Here is a 16,723-nt window from a genome sequence, read left to right on the forward strand (position 1 = left end):
CGCTATGATCAAGTTTCTTCGCCTGCAGCCCGGTTTCACCATCGATGCGCCGTATGCTTCAGACGAGGTCGTCAAAAAAATGCGAACAGCGCTAAAGACAAACGACATGACAGGCTTTGCCGACGCCGCGTCGATGTGCTTTGATTACAAAATCGAACCAGCCAGCCAGCGGTTCTGGTCACCGCATCTTTCGGTACAGGTCAGTGACGCGAACGATTCAGATTCGACCAGCATGGCAAGACTGCACTGTCGTTTTGCACCACGTCCCGAGATCTGGACAATGTTCATCGCAATCTACTTTGTCATCTTGATTTTGATGTTCGCGGCGATGATCCTTGCTTACGTCCAGTGGTGGATGGGCGGCCAGCCATGGGCGTTGGCGATGGTTCCGCTTGGTATCGTCTTCATCGTCGTGCTGCATGTGGCAAGCCAGATTGGCCAGAGCCTAAGTAGTGATCAAATGACGCTGTTGCAATCCCGACTCGACCAAACCCTCGCGATCGCGGGTATTGCGCAGCCAGGCCATGATTCGGGTGTTGCTGAGCAAAGAGTCACCGCATAGAAAAACTCTCGCGAAACCAATTTGGCTTTCACGAGAGTCGGCGGCTTTACACTTGATGACAGTGTTGTCGAACTACGTTTTCGTAGAGCGCTTGAACTTAGTATCGGAAAATCATTTCAAACTGCCAACGATCACGAATGATGTCTTCGAACGACGTCAGTGGGAATTCATAGGCTGCACCAGCTTCGAAGTTACCGTTTGGCTTGTACTTCATGCCGACGTTTTGAGTGACCAAGTCGTTGCCGGCCACGTTCGTCGCACCCAAGTTCAACAAGTCTTCACCGGCAACGCCAAGTGGCAATCCGACGTCGGCGCTGTCTGTCCAGTGACGCCACGAAAATTCAGTGAAGGCATAAGTCTTCTTCGTCGTCTTGACGTCAAAGTGGTTCAACCAGTGAATCGAAGACGTTTGCGACGCGTTATCAACAGGTGTGTTGAAGCCGAACGAAGTCATGTAGTGAGCGTTGCCGCCGAACAAGCGCTGAGCGGCCGAGCCGAAGAAATTAAATTGTCCGTCGCCGATCGATTGCAATGCTTTTTCGTCACCCATTGGAATTTCGTAGGTGAAGCCGAGCGATGCAAGTGTGCCAGTCTGGGTGTTGCGGATCAAGTTGTACTTCAGACCAGCGCTAACGTCGGCCCAACCTGAATCAAGCAATCCATCGAGTGCCCCCTTGCTGCCGTCGACGATGTAACCGTCCTTCACCGCGATCAAGCTCAGGCGATCGGTCAGTGCCAAACGGAATTGCAAGGCGTAAAGCTGCAGATCGCCGCCAGCAGGAATCTTGCCTGGGCCAAGCTCGTTTGGAAAACGATGCTGAACGAAAATCGGCCGAAGTTCGGTCAATGTTCGCGGATCTTCAAAGAACACGAAGTCGATCATCGGGCTGATGAAGTCGTCGAAGCAATGATCGCTAGGCTTGATCAAGCCCACCAAGTTCATGCGATCAAGACATCCGCACAGCGATGCCGACTGGCCACATGCACTGCAAGCACATGCCGAATCGCAAGCGGATTCACCGCACCCAATGTCACATCCATCGCTGCAGCCGATTTCACAACCGCTATCGCAAACGGCAGCGTCGCATTGGCTATCCGACAGGCAGTCAAACACTCCTGCGTGGGCCGTCGTAGCTGACGCGTGCAACAGCGCAACCGCCGCGAGCGCCGTAGAAAATATTTTTCTCATGTTCTCTCTTCCCTGAAGATGCACTCTAAGGCCGCAGGCATTGCAGTCCTTTTCCGTTTCACCGCTAGCATCGACGAGAAATATGTGTGCAGTTCCGAGTTTTTTTTGCAGCCGTCACAAACCACAATGTCACTCGCAATCGGAGCCAACTGCACACCATGCGTGTGCGGATTCACACACGCAGGACCGCGATTGAGCCAGAATCGCTCGGACTACAGCGCGTCCGGATCAGAGTCTGGGCCAGGGTTTGGGTTTGGGCCAGACTTTGGCCGGCGACTTCTTACGTTCTCGTAAGCAGCCTGAGACAGCTCACCAGCAACCTCGCCGGCGCACCACAATCCACCGGCAACGGCGATGCCAACGGGTCCACCAAGAGCACCGATCGACAAGGCGGTCGTTGCTCCAACGGCGCGACTAGCTTGTTTGCGCTGCTTCGTGTTTCGCAACCCAACGTGATGCCCGCCGGCTTCCGTCGCCCACTGCGCGGCATCAGCGATCAACATCCAAGGACTTGCGCCGCGGATGATTCGCTTGGCACCGATTCGCGACGCGACATGAACTGACGCCGCTGCGATCGCTTTGATGCCGACTGAACTGGCTCGATCAAATGCGACCGAAACCTGGCGACTTTCATGCCGGTCGGTGATACACCAAACCGCGAAGTGCTCGCAGTTATGAAAGAGCAAATGGTAGTCGCGGGTGCCGATGCGTCGGATCGCTCGCTCAACGGTTTCGTCAACATGCAAGCGATCTCGATAATCGACGTAGTGCAAGACATCACGACCGCAACGCGTGACGACATCCAAGTCCGTTCGCTTGATCTGAAAGTGGGTCGCGTTGCCAGTCGGCCCTGCAACGCCTAGGCCACCGTCGGTGAAATGTACCGCACTACCATCACCCAGATCGATGCCGTGGTGCTGGAACCTAGCCAGCCCGAACTGTCGTCGCCAAACGAAAAAATGGTCACCACGAGCCAATCGAAAATTCCTTTTACTTACGTCTTCGCCAACATCGTCTTGTTTCCTGCTTCTCGACATCGGTACTGACACTGGTTCGATGTTAAGACGCGAGTCTTGGCGGGCGAGTCCGCATTTTAGCCAGTTTTTGATCGAATGCGCCAGCGAATGCCACGACGGACAAAGAAATCACATATCCGAACATGAACGCCAAATAGAACGGCGCCGCTTCTGTGAAGGCGACTCCAGTGGCATCCACCGCTTCCTGTGCTAGCGCCAGTCCCGTTCCACCCGCGATCGCCATCAACACACTAGCCGCGGCTAATGTCCATCGCCGCATCCGGCGACTGTCCAAAAACGCAAAATTTACGCACGTCGCCATCAGCGGCCCGAGCAACCAGATCGCGACCGTAACAATCCAGTACTCCGCTTCCGACACAGGGGTGGAATAGTGGCGTACAACCGTCAACAAACCAGCGGTACAGGCCGTTGCCAAAATCACATCCGAAATTTGAAACTGCCGACGACGGGAAAGCCGCGAAGCATGGTCGCCAATCCCAGCCGACCAAGCGGGGACTTTCAAAAGCAAAAAGATCGTACATTGGGCAAGACAAAGACCGCCCATATTAGACAGATTGCGCAGCCAATCGTAGGTCCCGAGCGCGTTCAGCATCATCGCCGCCGCGACCACCACCAAGATCCGGGATGCGTATTTAATCCACGCTGTTCGGATCCAGGACGCTATCCAAATCGCACCAGACGCCAAACCGAAAACAATGCCGACGATCGTCAACGTCAGCATTAGCATGTACAGACCTTCTGCGCTGGGATAACTGCTTCTCCCGCTCTGCCACGCTGTTGCCGCCACGCCAGCGATCGTTACGATCACGACGAATAGAGCGATCAGCCCTACCGACCAAATACCCAAACGCGGGGACACCACGTGGTCGTGATCGGTGGTAACATTTGGTTGCAGATCGTTTGCAGTCAACGAATGATTCCTCGGCGATTCCTCGGGCGAACGGTCATCGCTACCAAGAGCCTCTCCCATGATTCCCAACCCCGTGTGTACGAAGTTGAACGCTTAAACATGGATGGTACCACTGAACCGATCATTGCGGTCATCGGTCACCCGATCGCCGGCAACCCCAGCCAGTTTGCGATCGAGCGGGCACTCGACGCACTTGAATTGGAATGGCGAGTCCTGTCGTTCGACGTCCATCCCGAACACATCGCTGCTGCCCTTGAAGGCTTCAAGGTAACGGGGATCGCGGGCGTGATGATCGAAGCATCCGTCATGCCGGTTGCGGCCCAGTGGTATGCGACGAAAATTGAACCCGACGTCGATGTGGCCGCGATCGATTGCCTGTACCGCGACGAGTCCCTGCATTTTCGGGCTAGCGCCGAACAGCGTGCCTGGATTAACGAGACGGTGGGCGCCCACGAGCCGCTGACACGACTTTGGATCGGAGCACGTGACGCGACTCTGCCAATCGACGCGAGCCTGTTCGAAGACGAAAACGTGGTGGAAACCGCCAACAGCGACCGGATTGCCGCTGCTCGATTGATCGTTTTGGCGAACGAGCCTGAATTTAGCGCCCCGCAGGGCGATTCGAAAGTGCCACTAAAAATGACTCCGGCCAAACTTGATCTCGACGACTGGCCCGTGAACGATGGTTCGACTTTTGTGATCGATTTGACTGACGAACATCCCGATCGTGACGCAATCATTGAACGAGGCTACCAATGGATCGGCCCGCACCAACGACGGGTCGGCATGCTGGTCAAGTGTTTCGAACGCTGGACGGGTGACCAGTCGTCGCCCGATGTGATCAGTGATGCGATCGAGGAATACCTTGGCGTTTAAGATCACGGTTTTCGATTCACGGCGAACAATTCATCGCGTCGGGACCGACACTTTTAAAACAGAGGAATCGCTTGAAACAACCCGTCATAGATGAAGGCGAAATGGTGCTCCGCGAAGATCGGATCATCGAAACCGTCGCGATGATCCAGCGTCGAATCGAAGATCGATTTCCAGACGCTGGACTGACCAAGCTGTGTCTACGGTTGTACAACGTTGCCACCAAAGCGGCGGAGCGTTCAGTGTCGATTGCCAAACCAATTCTTTGGATTCGCTGTACCGCAGGCTTGCTCGCGACAGCCCTAGTCGCATCAGTGCTGGCGATCGCTTTTTTAGCGGTGCGAAACGTAAACGTTGATCCGACGTTGATCGCTGACGGGATTGGCCAACAACCCGAAGGCGTCGTGTTCTGGACTCAAGCGCTCGAGTCAGGATTGAACGTCCTCATATTCTTTTCGATCGCCATCTTCTTTTTATTTAGCTTGGAAAACCGGATCAAACGACGCCGGGCACTAGGCGCACTGCACGAACTGAGGTCGATCGCGCACATCATCGACATGCATCAGCTGACCAAAGACCCTGAGCGATGCTTTCGAAACAACAACGATACCAAGCACTCGCCCAAACAAACGATGACACCACTGCTGCTGAATCGGTACTTGGATTATTGCAGCGAGATGCTGTCGCTGACTGGCAAAATCGCTGCGCTGTATGTCCAGAACTTCGATGACGCCGACGCGGTTGCCGCCGTTAGCGAGATCGAACAGTTGACCAACGGAATGTCACGCAAGATCTGGCAAAAGATCATGGTGCTTGAACAGTTACGTGACGCACTGCAGCGAACCGATTCCGATCCTCGCTTGTCTGCGTCAACAAACTCTCAACGGGGCCTCGCAACGCCCGTCCAGCCACCCGCTCCGTCACCTCAGTTGGCAGACTCCCAGACCTTCCGTGCAGCGATGGCAAAAAAGACAGACGAGACGAAACCTTGAAATCGACATCACACGGAGCCCGAAAAAAACTGATCGCGGCCGCCCGAAAACTTTGTAAAGAAGTCGACGCGATGTCGTTCGGCGATCCAGTAACCCATGTGTACAACCCGCTGAACTACGCGTGGGACGCTCACAAGGCCTACCTGTCGCTCGCCAACGACGACGGATCACGCGTCGTCTTGCTGGGAATGAACCCAGGCCCGTGGGGAATGGCCCAAACCGGTATTCCGTTTGGCGAAATCGCTGCGGCAAAAGATTGGCTAGGTATCGACTTGCCAGTCCATCGGCCCGCCCACGAACACCCCAAACGTCCGGTTGAAGGTTTCGCATGCAGCCGAAGCGAAGTCAGCGGGCGGCGATTATGGGGCTTGTTTGCCGAGCGTTTCCCAACATCGCAAGACTTTTTTCGCGACCATTTTGTCGTCAACTATTGCCCGCTGGTTTTTATGGAGTCATCGGCAAAAAATCGGACACCGAATAAGCTGCCAGCAAGTGAACGCGCCGAACTTGACGCTGCCTGCGATCGGCACTTGGCATCGGTGCTGAAAGCATTACACCCCGAAATTGTGATCGGCGTCGGCGCGTACGCCGAGGAATGTTTAAAGCGTGTATTGGCCACCGGATGTCACGAAGCGAAGCTAGGCCGAATCTTGCACCCCAGCCCTGCGTCGCCAGCTGCCAATAAGGACTGGGCCGGAACCGTCACCAAACAACTGACCGAAGCTGGCGTGTGGGACTGAGTGATTTCACCTACCTGATTTGGCGTGCAGATCAACAAATGTCGCCAATTTCGCTACAATGAGACGCAACTTTCGCCGCGATGCCATTCGGCGCCCACTCACAGGCTAACTGTCATGATCACAGACGATCTTCAAGCACTGTACATGTTGCTGCGAGGCAGTAGGTCGGCAACTTCGGTTCTTGATGCCCGTGCTTTGGTCCAAGAAAACAAGGCCGTTGCGGCGCACGTCAAATTGATCGATGCGCGCGAGGCTTACATGGAAAGTCGCTCGCGTCTGCTCAAACAGGATCCCGAAAAACAATTTGCAGGCAAGAGCAAAGAAGACCTGCATAATCGAAAAGTCTTGTTGCGAAAGCAAGAAAAGACACGCGAGATTCTGAAGGCCTTCGACGAACTGATGCCCGCGATCGAACGAATGGCCAAACGCGAGGAAACCGCCGCCGAAATTGAGAAAATTAAAGTCGCCGAAGAGGAGGCGGCTGACAGCAATGAACAACCTTCACCAATTCAGCTCGATGACGATTCTTCGTTCGATGACGAAGTACCTGACGATAAAGTGCCTGAGGACAAATCGTCCGATGACGAGAACGACGATGGTTCCAGCGTGACGATGCTGTTGAAACCCAGCGACGTCAGCGAAGAATTCTCGGCTGCGTTTTTGAATTCAGACGACGACAAGCGTCTGGACCTGGTCAACGGCTCCTATGGTTTCCGAGAAGTCGAAGGTGAACGCGATATCTATCCGAGCGCAGTTTATTTGATCCGGACGGGCGACAAGAGTTTCTTAGTCAAGACAGCGATTACTGCCGCCACCGATACGACGGTGGAATTATCCAGTTTGGCTGACAAACAATCTTTCAAGCCATTCTCGCGATCGGATTTCATCGGCCTGGGCAAACGTCGCAAGATGGTGCTTCTAACGAAGACACTGTCGATTGATGACGACTCGTTCGGCCAATCAAACAACTCACAAACTGGCGAAACGAATAGCGACGGCGAGCACAGCCAACAACACGTGCTCGACATGGCCGCGTTTAGTCAATTGATGACCGCAGCACAACGCAGCGGTCTGTTTAGTGGCGCCGATCAGATCGGGCACGTTCGCGACCGCGAATTCCGATTGGAAAAATACGACAAGGCTTATCAGTCGATTGAGGCAATGCACTCGCGGTTTTCTGCCGCCGCTGGCCAGCGTGCCCAGCAATTGGTCCGCGATGAGGCCGACATTTCGTCTGGCCGGGTAAAAATTTCGCCAAAAGATCTGCAGGCCAAACGGACTCGCGACCGAATCCAAACTCAGGAGGTCGACCGAACCGAACGACGCTTCCAAATCGTCCTCGAGGGCCTACGAGTGCTCAGTGCAGGCGTGACCTGAATCCAAACCTGATCCTGGTTCGACTTATCCGAATCGGATCATTAAAAACGCCGCGTCCCCGTCCAAGGCAAGGTCCGCTTTCGCCCTCGGGCCCCGATTTTGCAACATTCTGTGAAAATCTCGTGCCGATTGTGTTGATTGGCGTTGACGATTCGACTCCAGTTCGCCAAATTCTCGTCTTCGCAAGCGAAAGCTTGTCTGAAGTGGGAGAAGTTGCCGTCGCCGGCAGTGTTTTGCTGAACGCAACCCGCGTATCAGTTTCCGGTGGGCCAGGTGACTTCGCCAAACCACCCGACCAACGAAAGTCGTGACCATATGGGTAAGAAATCAAAGCGTTATCGCGCTTCGCTTGAAAAGCAACCAAAGAATGCTCTGCCGCTGAGTGATGCGGTAGAAGCGTTGAAGAAATACGACTCGACCAAATTTGATCAAACGGTCGAAGTTCACATGCGTTTGGGCGTCGACCCGAACCAAGCTGACCAAATCATTCGCGGATCGTTGGTTCTTCCCAACGGTATCGGCAAGACTCAACGAGTCGTCGTGTTCGCGAAAGGCGACGCCGCCCAAGCCGCGCTCGATGCCGGTGCGGACGAAGTTGGCCAAGACGATTTGGCGAAAAAAATCAAAGAAGGCTGGACCGACTTCGACGTCTGTATCGCTGCACCCGACATGATGGGTTTGGTTGGACCACTCGGACGTGTTCTGGGTCCTCGAGGTTTGATGCCCAGCCCACGAGCCGGCACCGTGACGCCCGACGTCGCCAAAGTCGTCGGTGAGTACAAGGCTGGTAAAGTTGAATTCCGAAACGACAAGGGCGGCAACGTCCATGCGATGGTCGGAAAGATGAGCTTCGACGCACCGAAGCTTGTCGAAAACATCAAAGCCTTCACGAACTTTATCGAGGGCCTGAAGCCACAGTCGGTCAAAGGGACTTACGTTCGAGGCGTTGCGATTTGTGCAACGATGAGCCCCAGCGTACGAGTGACCAATTAATCCGGCGATCGATCGATCATAGATCGAAATACTGCGGTCACTGGCTTTGGCCTGCTGACAATTTAGACCGAATACGATCCTGCGAAGTGAACCCAATCGATGAGTAAATACGTCAAAGAACTCGTGACACGCGACATCAAGCGTCGACTCGTTGGAGTCGAAGATGCTGTGCTCGTAAGCTGTGTGGGGATGGACGCCAACACAACCAACGAGCTTCGCGGCGAGTTGGAACAGAAGGACATCCACATGTTGGTTGTCAAAAACTCGCTTGCCCGTCGGGCGAGCGAAGGTACGGGACTCGCAAACGCCTTCGAGGGCGCGACTGGCCAAGTCGGTGTTTGCTGGGGATCGACCGATTTCGTCTCGCTTGTCAAAGAACTTGTCAAACTTGACAAGGACAAAGAGAAGTACAGCAAGTTCGTCGCCGACAGCGGCGTAATGGATGGCGAAAAGCTTGATGCAGATGGCTTAAAAGCCGTCAGCAAATGGCCCAATCGCCAAGAGCAGATCTCGATGCTGGTTGGTCAAATTCTTGGCCCAGGATCGCAGCTCTCCGGTGCAATGCTCGGCCCGGGCAAGAAACTTAACAGCCAGATTAAGAAGAAGAGCGAAGGCGACGAATAGTTTTTTGTCACCAAGCACAGCTTCCGTCCTTTACCAAACCACCAACTGTTTTTGAGGTATTTAGAGATGTCAGAAGAAACCGCCGTCGTCGAGTACAGCGCAGAAACCAAGTCCATGGGCGACAAGATCGCCGAATTGACCCTGAAGCAAGCCAAAGAGCTTAGCGACTACCTAAAAGATGCGTATGGCATCGAACCGGCTTCGGGCGGTGGTGGCGTGATGATGGTTGCTGGCGATGGCGAAGGTGCCGCCGCTGCAGCCGAACAAACCGAATTCGACGTCGTCCTGACCGGATTCGGCGACAAGAAGCTGAACGTTGTCAAGGTTGTTAAGAACCTGACCGGCGCTTCGCTGATGGAAGCCAAGAAGATGGTCGAAGGCGTTCCTGCGAAGCTCAAAGAAGGCGTTTCGAAAGAAGACGCCGACAAAATCAAGGCCGAAATCGAAGAAGCTGGTGGTTCGGTCGAACTCAAGTAGTTCGAGCGTTCAATCACATTCTGATTTGAAATTCAACAATGCTTTGCTGGTCATCGATCGGCAAAGTATTGTTGCTGCGCGGTCGAAGATTATCTGGTGCAAGCTATGGCTGCAAGTTGATTTGCGAGCCTGCCGTCGTGCGGGCTTACGAGTAGTTTTGTAGCGCAAGTTTTTTTAACGAGATCGCAAGAATGAGAATGTAGCACCGGTAACCACCTGGCAGATGCTTAGTAGGCGCGGATGATGCGACGATTCCTGATTTACTAAAAGCCGAAACCAGATCCAAAAGTGAACGTTACCGAAAGAACGGTAGCGCCGGTAGGTTTGCGATTCCGACGCCGCCGGTTCCGCTTGGCGGCAATGCTTGTCCTTGAACGCCGGAATGCGCTGGCATCAAGTCCTTCGCTACCATTCCGCTTTGCCCAGCATTTCGCCGTGGCGGGTCGCTCGTCATCCGCCCTACCGAAGTGGCGGAAATTCGGGGTGCTGTATACGCGGCGCTGGCGTAGCCGTTTGCCATAGGCTGAACCTGCGTGCTGGAATCGAGCGGACGGAGTCTGGCGGCGACTGCGGCACTGATGCCGGTTGGATCCACCGACGGTGAAGCCGGCGGCGCGACACGACCAACCGGTTCGTAGGCGATCTTTTGCTCGCGTTCCATCCGCACGAACTGCTGCGGAACGTCGATCTTGCGTTTCTCGGCAATCCACTGAGTACGACTTTGGGTGCGTTGGACTATTTCATTGCGAGCCTCCCAGCGGGTCTGTGGCACCTGCTGGTACTCGACCGTGGGCTGCTGGAATGGATTCCACCGGCCGGTGACTCGGGGCTGCCAAGTACTTGTGGTGATCGGCGTGTAAACTGTACGAGTCTCGGGCCTTGTTTCGTGAACGGTCTGCGGGGTGTAGACAGTTTCATCGCGTGATTGCATTTTGGTCTCGTAGACCGGTCGCTCGATCGTTTGCGCGACTTGGCGGTACACGATTCCCGTCGCAGGATCGGTATAGTAACCGGCCCCCGGCGGTGCAGAAGCATTGGTCGATTGGGATGGGGCTGTTGACGGACCTTGCGCTGAAGCGCCCGATGCAGCGAGTGTTGAAGCGATTGCCGCGGCCGTGAATGTAAATCCACGGGTGACAACCTGAGATGAGATCCGAAGTTTCATGGCAATCCTTCGCCGAGTACAGCGGACAATCGGCTGTCGCCTTGCTTGGGATTTTCGGCCTTTGTTGATCACCATACTGAGAAAAAATTGATGGTAGACCCGAAATTGATTTGCCGATTGCGGTGCCCGATCGAAGGCACCCCGTTGCATTTGGCCAGCGATTCGTTGGTCGAAAGCGTCAACGAAGCGATTGTGGCGGGCGAAAAAAGAGATCGCCACGACCAGAAGATTTCTTCGCCAATCGATGGCGGCCTCGTCAACCAGCAGGGAAACCGGCTGTACCCCATCCGCGGCGGCATCCCAACGCTGATCGCCGACGAGGCGATCGATCTGAATGGGTAATTGACACTTTTGAACGCAACGAACAGAAAAATCGCAAACTGACAGACGCTCTACAACCAGTCGCCCTCTTCGCCACGCGGGTCGCTACACCATTTGGTCAGAGCTTCGACCACTGCGTCGCGCTCGGTCGCGCCCGTCCAAAGCGAATCGTCGACGTCCAAGCGAACTTCATAGTCGCCTTCGTGCATGCAGTCAGCCTCGCCGCAAAAATGAGGGACATCTGCGACCCACACAATCCGGTAAAGCGGCACTTGCTTGTCGTCAATTCGGATCAGCGGTGAATCCATGTTGGCTTTCGTGGTGAGAGAAAGTTTATAGCTACTTTGAACTGCCCAGCTCGCGACTGCGACGAGCCGACGCCGCGACTGCGTCGATCACTGCACCGCGAAACCCATTGTGTTCCAGAGACGCCAGGGCGGCAATGGTCGTTCCCCCGGGGCTTGCGACCGAATCCTTCAACTCGCCTGGGTGACGCCCCGTTTCGGCAATCATTTTTGCGGTTCCAAACACTGTTTGAGTCGCTAGTTGCATGGCAATTGGCCGTGGTAATCCGGCCAAAACACCACCATCGGCCAGCGCTTCGACCATCAAGCAAACATAGGCTGGCCCCGATCCGCTAACGCCCGTGACCGCATCCATTTGCGACTCCGTCACCTGGATCGCGATCCCAACGGCTCCCAACAACTGCTCGACAGTGGCCCGATCCTGCTCGGTCACGTCCTCGGCACAGCAAAAACCACTGGCTCCGGCACCGACCAGAGATGGCGTGTTCGGCATGACCCGCACGACTCGTCGATGATTGATTCCTTTACAAAGGGATTCAAGCCCAACCCCGGCAGCGACCGATAGGACCAGCTTGCCGTCCCAACAACCACTCAGTGGCTGTTTGGCGACTCCGGCAATGGCGTGAGGTTTGACGGCCAAAAGCACCACATCGCTAGCCTGGACCGCAGTTTCCAGGTCTGAAATGACGACCTCAGGGTGATTTTCGCTCCACCACTGACCGCTGATCGCGCTGGAATTGACCAAACGCAGGCTTTCCGCGGTTACCGTCTTCGCCGCCATCATCCCGCAAATAAGAGCACGGCCCATTTGGCCGCCACCAACAACGGTTAACTTGATTGGTTGATTCATTGAATGTCTAACGATTGTTTGAGCATCGACGGGGTGTCCTCAATTGACCCTCTAAGCGGGCAGCCCTAAATTGATCGGTTTTTCCGATCCCGAACACCCCTGCAAAAAAGTGGCGTTTTGGGTCGACACTAGTCAGCCATTGTTAATTAATTGAATCGCAAGTCTTTGAATCACACATCGCCTACTGCCGCCCGCGGAGAACTCAACGTGGAAGAAGCTATCGGTAAAGCCAACACTTTGATCGAAGCAATGGGATGGATACGCCGGTTCCGCGGCAAAACCGTCGTGATCAAGTTGGGCGGCAGCTTGCTGGATGATGACCAAGCGCTGATGCATATCCTTTTGGATGTCATCTTCATGGAATCGGTTGGCATGAAGCCCGTCATCGTTCACGGCGGTGGCAAGGCGATCAACCGTGCATTGGCTGACTCTGGCATCGAACCGAACTTTATCCGCGGCCGGCGTTATACCGACCAACCGACGCTCGACATCGTCGCAAAGGTACTCGCCGGTGACTTGAATGTGGCGCTGACGCAAGAGATCGAACGTCTTGGCGGTCGCGCGATGAACCTTTCCTTCGATACCACCAACGTACTGTTCGGCGAAAAATTGCCGACCGAAGACGACGAAGACCTGGGCTTCGTCGGACACGTCACTCGAGTCGACCGCAGCGTGATCGAGGGACTCTCATACACCGATCAAGTGCCAATCATCCCATCGATGTGCCAAGGCGAAGACGGTCAAAAATACAATGTGAATGCCGATACTGCGGCAATGGCGGTGGCACAAGCACTCGGCGCCGAAAAGCTAGTGTTCTTGTCGGACGTCAATGGCGTTCGAACGGACAAAGATGATGCAAAGACGATCATACATTCGCTGTCGTCCGATGATGCACGAAAGCTGATTGCTGATGGTGTGATCGTGGGTGGAATGATTCCGAAAGTCGAAGCTTGCTTGGAAACCTTGGGCCGAGGAGTTCGAAAAGTTCACATTGTCGACGGTTCACTGCGTCACTCGCTGTTGCTTGAAATATTCACCACCAGCGGCGTGGGAACTGAGATCCACCAGTAGCAATAACGATTCGTCTTTCACCACACATCTGCATCTCGAGGTCATCATTCGATGAGCGAAAACAACGACCGCGACGACCCGGCTGACGAACAAGAATTTGCACCGGAGTTGGAAGATGCAGACTGGGGCGATGAGCAGGAATCCACAGAAACGGACAACGTACCCGAGACAAACCCTTCACCGCCGGATCACACGCTTGCTACCGAGACGCTTGCTACCGAAACGGAAATCACGACGCCACCGCCGGCACGCAAGCCATTCACTGGTTCGCCACGTGGGATTCGTCGTAGCGATAACGAAGGATTCGAAATCATCGACGCTCTGGCCGGTCGTTCGTCTGTTTTCGGATTCGGTTTCGCGGCGATCGCGGATGCGGTCATGTCAGCGTCACGAAGCTACCTGGGCGATGCGTCGCGCTTAGGCTGTGATTCGTTGGGCGGCGTTATGACCTCATCGATCGACTTGTCACTTTCCGATGCGTTCATCGAATTCCTGCGCGGCGATGGCATTCGCGCCGAATCGGTCACCTTGCTTTCTTCGGCCGATGCAGCGGTCGAGCGGTTGCTGCTGCTGTCGCGCAGCCGAAGCAACGGCACCCGCTATCGCACGATCGCCATGGTCGGCAGCGACCACGGACGCAGTGCGATGTGCCGAACGGCTAGCGGACGACCTGAATTGCATGATGGGCTTGGTCCCATGATGGCAGGATTCGCTCACGCGCCGATGGGCGATCTAGACGCGGTCAAGTCGATGATCGATGGCCAAACCGGGTGCATCCTGATTTGCCCGATTGACTTTGCCAATGCAGCGATGCCCATGGATTCTGATTTCATCGATGGACTGCGACAACTTTGCGACCAGCACGATTTGCTGCTCGCTGTCGACGAGACTCGTTTGATGTTCGGCGCCTCGGGAACCTTATTAACGTTTTCATCAATTTCAAATTCGAAAGCTGATCTCGTTGCAGTCTCTGCTGGCCTGTTCGCTGGCATGTCGGGTGGCCTTGTGATCGCCAACAGCCGTGTCGGTGACACTCGGGCTGCTGCCGAAAACCACCCCATGCTTGCTGCCGTTGCAATGCAAACAATCGAGTCGATGTTCGAAAATGATTGGCCTGAAAAGTCAATTGATTCGGCGAAAGAGCTTGCCATGAAACTTGCCGAAACGATCTCGAGCTTTGAGTTTGTGCGGGACGTCCATGCAACCGGACTGACGATCGGTATCGAAACAGACATCGAATCGGCATCCTTGGTGCGTGCGGCGTCGAAACGAGGTCTTCGCATTGAAGCAGCTGGCGACCTCGGCGTTCGTGTGCAATTACCATTGAAACTAAGCCTGGACGATCAATCGATATTCATCGACCGGCTAGGCGAAACGATGCGAGACATCGAAACGGCAACAGCCGAAATGTCTGCTTAAGCGATTTTGTAAACCAAACCCCGTGGCGGCCGGGACAAATACAAGCCCCATCCAGATTGAAATTGGAATGCAAGAAATACCATGCAACACCTTCTAACACTTTTCGAAATTTCGCCCGATGACTTGAAGCGAGTCTTGCAGGTGTCGATGGACCTGAAGGCCCGCCTAGTCGCCGGTGATCGTCCACCGATTTTGGCTCAGCACATGGTCGCGTTGCTGTTCGAAAAGCCAAGCCTGCGGACTCGAGTCAGCTTTGAAACTGGTATGGCCCAACTTGGCGGCGCAAGCTTGTTTTTGGGCGATGACGTGGGTTGGGGCAAGCGAGAATCACCTAGCGATTTCACTCACGTGCTCGGTGAGTTTGTTGACTTAGTCGTTTGCCGAGCCAAATCTCATGATCGTGTCGAACAGATGGCTGGCTTCAATGCGGTTCCGATCATCAACGGGCTGACCGACCTTTGCCACCCCTGCCAAGCGCTCGCCGATGTGATGACGGTCCAAGAGTCACTCGGTTCGCTCGAAGGCAAGCACTTGACGTTCGTCGGCGACGGCAACAACGTCGCACAGTCGCTAGCGCTGATTTGCGCGATGCTGGACATGCGATTCACGCTGGCATGCCCGGAAGGCTACGAAATGGATTCCGATTGGTTAGCTCGAGTCGCCAATGCATACCCCAAAGCCAAGATTGAAACGGTGAACGATCCGATGACCGCGGTCACCGATGCCGACGCGATCTACACCGACGTGTGGACCAGCATGGGCCAAGAATCGGAGGATGCTGCTCGCAAAAGAGCGTTTGCAAGTTACCAGGTCGGCGACAAGTTGATGGCCAAAGCGCCGTCTCATGCAAGAGTCCTGCACTGCTTGCCGGCGATTCGTGGCCAAGAAATCACTGACGAAGTGATCGACAGCAGCCAGAGTGACGTGATCCGCCAAGCTGGCAACCGCATGCACGCTCAAAAAGGTTTGATGGTCTGGCTGCTCAATCGCCCCTGGATTGACAAGAACGTCACCTAAATGACGAGCGAACATTAAGGGCCCGATCATTTCAGTCGCCCACTTCATTTGATTCCGACCACCAAAGTAACCTATGCGTCCCGCTGACCAACTTCGCGATATTGAAATCCAAACCGGCTACCTTGATTCGAATCCCGCCAGTGTTCTGTATCGTTGCGGTCGAACGATCGTGCTGTGTACCGCATCGATCGAGGCTAGGGTTCCGCCGTGGTTGGAAGGCAAAGGCAAGGGCTGGGTGACCGCTGAATACAACATGCTGCCAGGTAGCACGAGTCCTCGCAAACGACGTGACCGTGATGGCAAAGTCGATGGACGAACCACCGAGATCCAACGACTGATCGGTCGCAGTCTGCGCTCAGTCGTCGACATGAAAGCACTCGGCGAGAACATGATCACCGTCGACTGTGATGTGTTGCAGGCCGATGGTGGCACGCGAACCGCCTCGATCACGGGCGGCTTCATCGCACTTGCCAAAGCGATCGCGATCGCGGTCCCCGGGTCAACCGTTGGCAACGGCCCCATCACCGATTCGGTCGCCGCGATTAGCGTCGGCTTGATCGACGGCGAAGTCAAACTTGACCTCGACTACGTCCTGGATGTCGCCGCGGATGTTGATATGAACGTTGTCATGACAGGCAAAGGTCGTTTCGTCGAAATTCAAGGCACCGGCGAAGAAGCCACGTTCGATGATGCGGAATTGGCCGAACTTCTGCGACTGTCCAAAAAAGGAATCGCCGAATTGACCGTCAAGCAGATGGCAACCATCGCTTGACCCGTGGCCAAGGTTCGTCCTTGGCCATT

General features: G+C 54.9%; 19 protein-coding genes. 13 read left to right on the plus strand and 6 right to left on the minus strand.

Annotation, left to right across the window (positions count from 1 at the left end):
• The first annotated feature begins 4 nt into the window (after positions 1-4).
• Positions 5-562, plus strand: coding sequence for a hypothetical protein (locus Poly59_RS07000; RefSeq protein WP_246151454.1), 558 nt, complete (start codon positions 5-7; stop codon positions 560-562).
• Between the two features lie 97 nt (positions 563-659).
• Here the strand turns inward: Poly59_RS07000 and Poly59_RS07005 are convergent, their stop codons facing one another.
• The 3 genes from Poly59_RS07005 to Poly59_RS07015 form a co-directional block, all read right to left on the minus strand.
• Entirely contained in the window at positions 660-1,751 is a 1,092-nt protein-coding gene (locus Poly59_RS07005; protein WP_246151455.1) for a hypothetical protein, read from the minus strand.
• A gap of 212 nt (positions 1,752-1,963) precedes the next feature.
• Positions 1,964-2,728, minus strand: coding sequence for a lecithin retinol acyltransferase family protein (locus Poly59_RS07010; protein ID WP_186776074.1), 765 nt, complete (start codon positions 2,726-2,728; stop codon positions 1,964-1,966).
• A gap of 82 nt (positions 2,729-2,810) precedes the next feature.
• Positions 2,811-3,698 carry a hypothetical protein gene (locus Poly59_RS07015; RefSeq protein ID WP_186776075.1) on the minus strand — a complete coding sequence of 296 codons (888 nt, stop codon included), beginning with the start codon at positions 3,696-3,698 and terminating at the stop codon, positions 2,811-2,813.
• 99 nt (positions 3,699-3,797) lie between these two features.
• Here Poly59_RS07015 and Poly59_RS07020 point away from each other — a divergent pair, with 99 nt between their 5' ends.
• The 7 genes from Poly59_RS07020 to rplL all read left to right on the plus strand — a co-directional run bounded on the left by Poly59_RS07020 (position 3,798) and on the right by rplL (position 9,774).
• Positions 3,798-4,574, plus strand: coding sequence for a hypothetical protein (locus Poly59_RS07020; RefSeq protein WP_146533409.1), 777 nt, complete (start codon positions 3,798-3,800; stop codon positions 4,572-4,574).
• A 71-nt stretch (positions 4,575-4,645) separates the two neighbouring features.
• Positions 4,646-5,563, plus strand: coding sequence for a hypothetical protein (locus tag Poly59_RS07025; protein ID WP_246151456.1), 918 nt, complete (start codon positions 4,646-4,648; stop codon positions 5,561-5,563).
• The gene (locus Poly59_RS07030; protein WP_146533410.1) at positions 5,560-6,303 is read left to right on the plus strand and encodes a uracil-DNA glycosylase family protein; all 744 of its coding nucleotides are present in this window, start codon (positions 5,560-5,562) and stop codon (positions 6,301-6,303) included. The genes Poly59_RS07025 and Poly59_RS07030 overlap by 4 nt, the downstream gene beginning before the upstream one ends.
• Before the next feature lie 114 nt (positions 6,304-6,417).
• Positions 6,418-7,680: a hypothetical protein gene (locus Poly59_RS07035; protein WP_146533411.1), complete on the plus strand. Its 1,263-nt coding sequence runs from the start codon at positions 6,418-6,420 to the stop codon at positions 7,678-7,680.
• 315 nt (positions 7,681-7,995) lie between these two features.
• Positions 7,996-8,673 carry a 50S ribosomal protein L1 gene (gene rplA, locus Poly59_RS07040; RefSeq protein WP_146533412.1) on the plus strand — a complete coding sequence of 226 codons (678 nt, stop codon included), beginning with the start codon at positions 7,996-7,998 and terminating at the stop codon, positions 8,671-8,673.
• Positions 8,674-8,772: 99 nt separating this feature from the next.
• Positions 8,773-9,297, plus strand: a complete 525-nt coding sequence (gene rplJ, locus Poly59_RS07045; RefSeq protein ID WP_146533413.1) for a 50S ribosomal protein L10 — start codon at positions 8,773-8,775, stop codon at positions 9,295-9,297.
• Positions 9,298-9,363: 66 nt separating this feature from the next.
• Positions 9,364-9,774 (plus strand): 50S ribosomal protein L7/L12, encoded by a 411-nt coding sequence (gene rplL, locus Poly59_RS07050; protein ID WP_146533414.1) that lies wholly within the window; start codon positions 9,364-9,366, stop codon positions 9,772-9,774.
• Positions 9,775-10,069: 295 nt separating this feature from the next.
• Here rplL and Poly59_RS07055 read toward each other — a convergent pair whose 3' ends face one another.
• The gene (locus Poly59_RS07055; protein WP_146533415.1) at positions 10,070-10,939 is read right to left on the minus strand and encodes a hypothetical protein; all 870 of its coding nucleotides are present in this window, start codon (positions 10,937-10,939) and stop codon (positions 10,070-10,072) included.
• A gap of 90 nt (positions 10,940-11,029) precedes the next feature.
• On the opposite strand from Poly59_RS07055, the gene Poly59_RS07060 reads away from it, so the two are divergent.
• Positions 11,030-11,281, plus strand: a complete 252-nt coding sequence (locus tag Poly59_RS07060; protein WP_146533416.1) for a Trm112 family protein — start codon at positions 11,030-11,032, stop codon at positions 11,279-11,281.
• 50 nt (positions 11,282-11,331) lie between these two features.
• Here Poly59_RS07060 and Poly59_RS07065 read toward each other — a convergent pair whose 3' ends face one another.
• On the minus strand, positions 11,332-11,568 hold the full coding sequence (locus Poly59_RS07065; RefSeq protein WP_146533417.1) for a hypothetical protein: 237 nt from the start codon (positions 11,566-11,568) through the stop codon (positions 11,332-11,334).
• Positions 11,569-11,599: 31 nt separating this feature from the next.
• Complete coding sequence (gene proC / locus Poly59_RS07070) at positions 11,600-12,415, minus strand: pyrroline-5-carboxylate reductase (protein ID WP_146533418.1); 816 nt, start codon at positions 12,413-12,415, stop codon at positions 11,600-11,602.
• A 207-nt stretch (positions 12,416-12,622) separates the two neighbouring features.
• Here proC and argB point away from each other — a divergent pair, with 207 nt between their 5' ends.
• The 4 genes from argB to rph all read left to right on the plus strand — a co-directional run bounded on the left by argB (position 12,623) and on the right by rph (position 16,694).
• The gene (gene argB / locus Poly59_RS07075) at positions 12,623-13,486 is read left to right on the plus strand and encodes an acetylglutamate kinase (protein ID WP_146533419.1); all 864 of its coding nucleotides are present in this window, start codon (positions 12,623-12,625) and stop codon (positions 13,484-13,486) included.
• A gap of 51 nt (positions 13,487-13,537) precedes the next feature.
• Positions 13,538-14,905, plus strand: a complete 1,368-nt coding sequence (locus tag Poly59_RS07080; RefSeq protein WP_146533420.1) for an aminotransferase class III-fold pyridoxal phosphate-dependent enzyme — start codon at positions 13,538-13,540, stop codon at positions 14,903-14,905.
• Between the two features lie 81 nt (positions 14,906-14,986).
• A complete protein-coding gene (gene argF / locus Poly59_RS07085; protein ID WP_146533421.1) occupies positions 14,987-15,922 on the plus strand; it encodes an ornithine carbamoyltransferase in 936 nt (311 codons plus the stop codon).
• A gap of 73 nt (positions 15,923-15,995) precedes the next feature.
• On the plus strand, positions 15,996-16,694 hold the full coding sequence (gene rph, locus Poly59_RS07090) for a ribonuclease PH (protein ID WP_146533422.1): 699 nt from the start codon (positions 15,996-15,998) through the stop codon (positions 16,692-16,694).
• The last annotated feature ends 29 nt before the right edge of the window (positions 16,695-16,723 follow it).

Source organism: Rubripirellula reticaptiva, from assembly GCF_007860175.1.
In the GTDB taxonomy this organism is placed as follows: domain Bacteria; phylum Planctomycetota; class Planctomycetia; order Pirellulales; family Pirellulaceae; genus Rubripirellula; species Rubripirellula reticaptiva.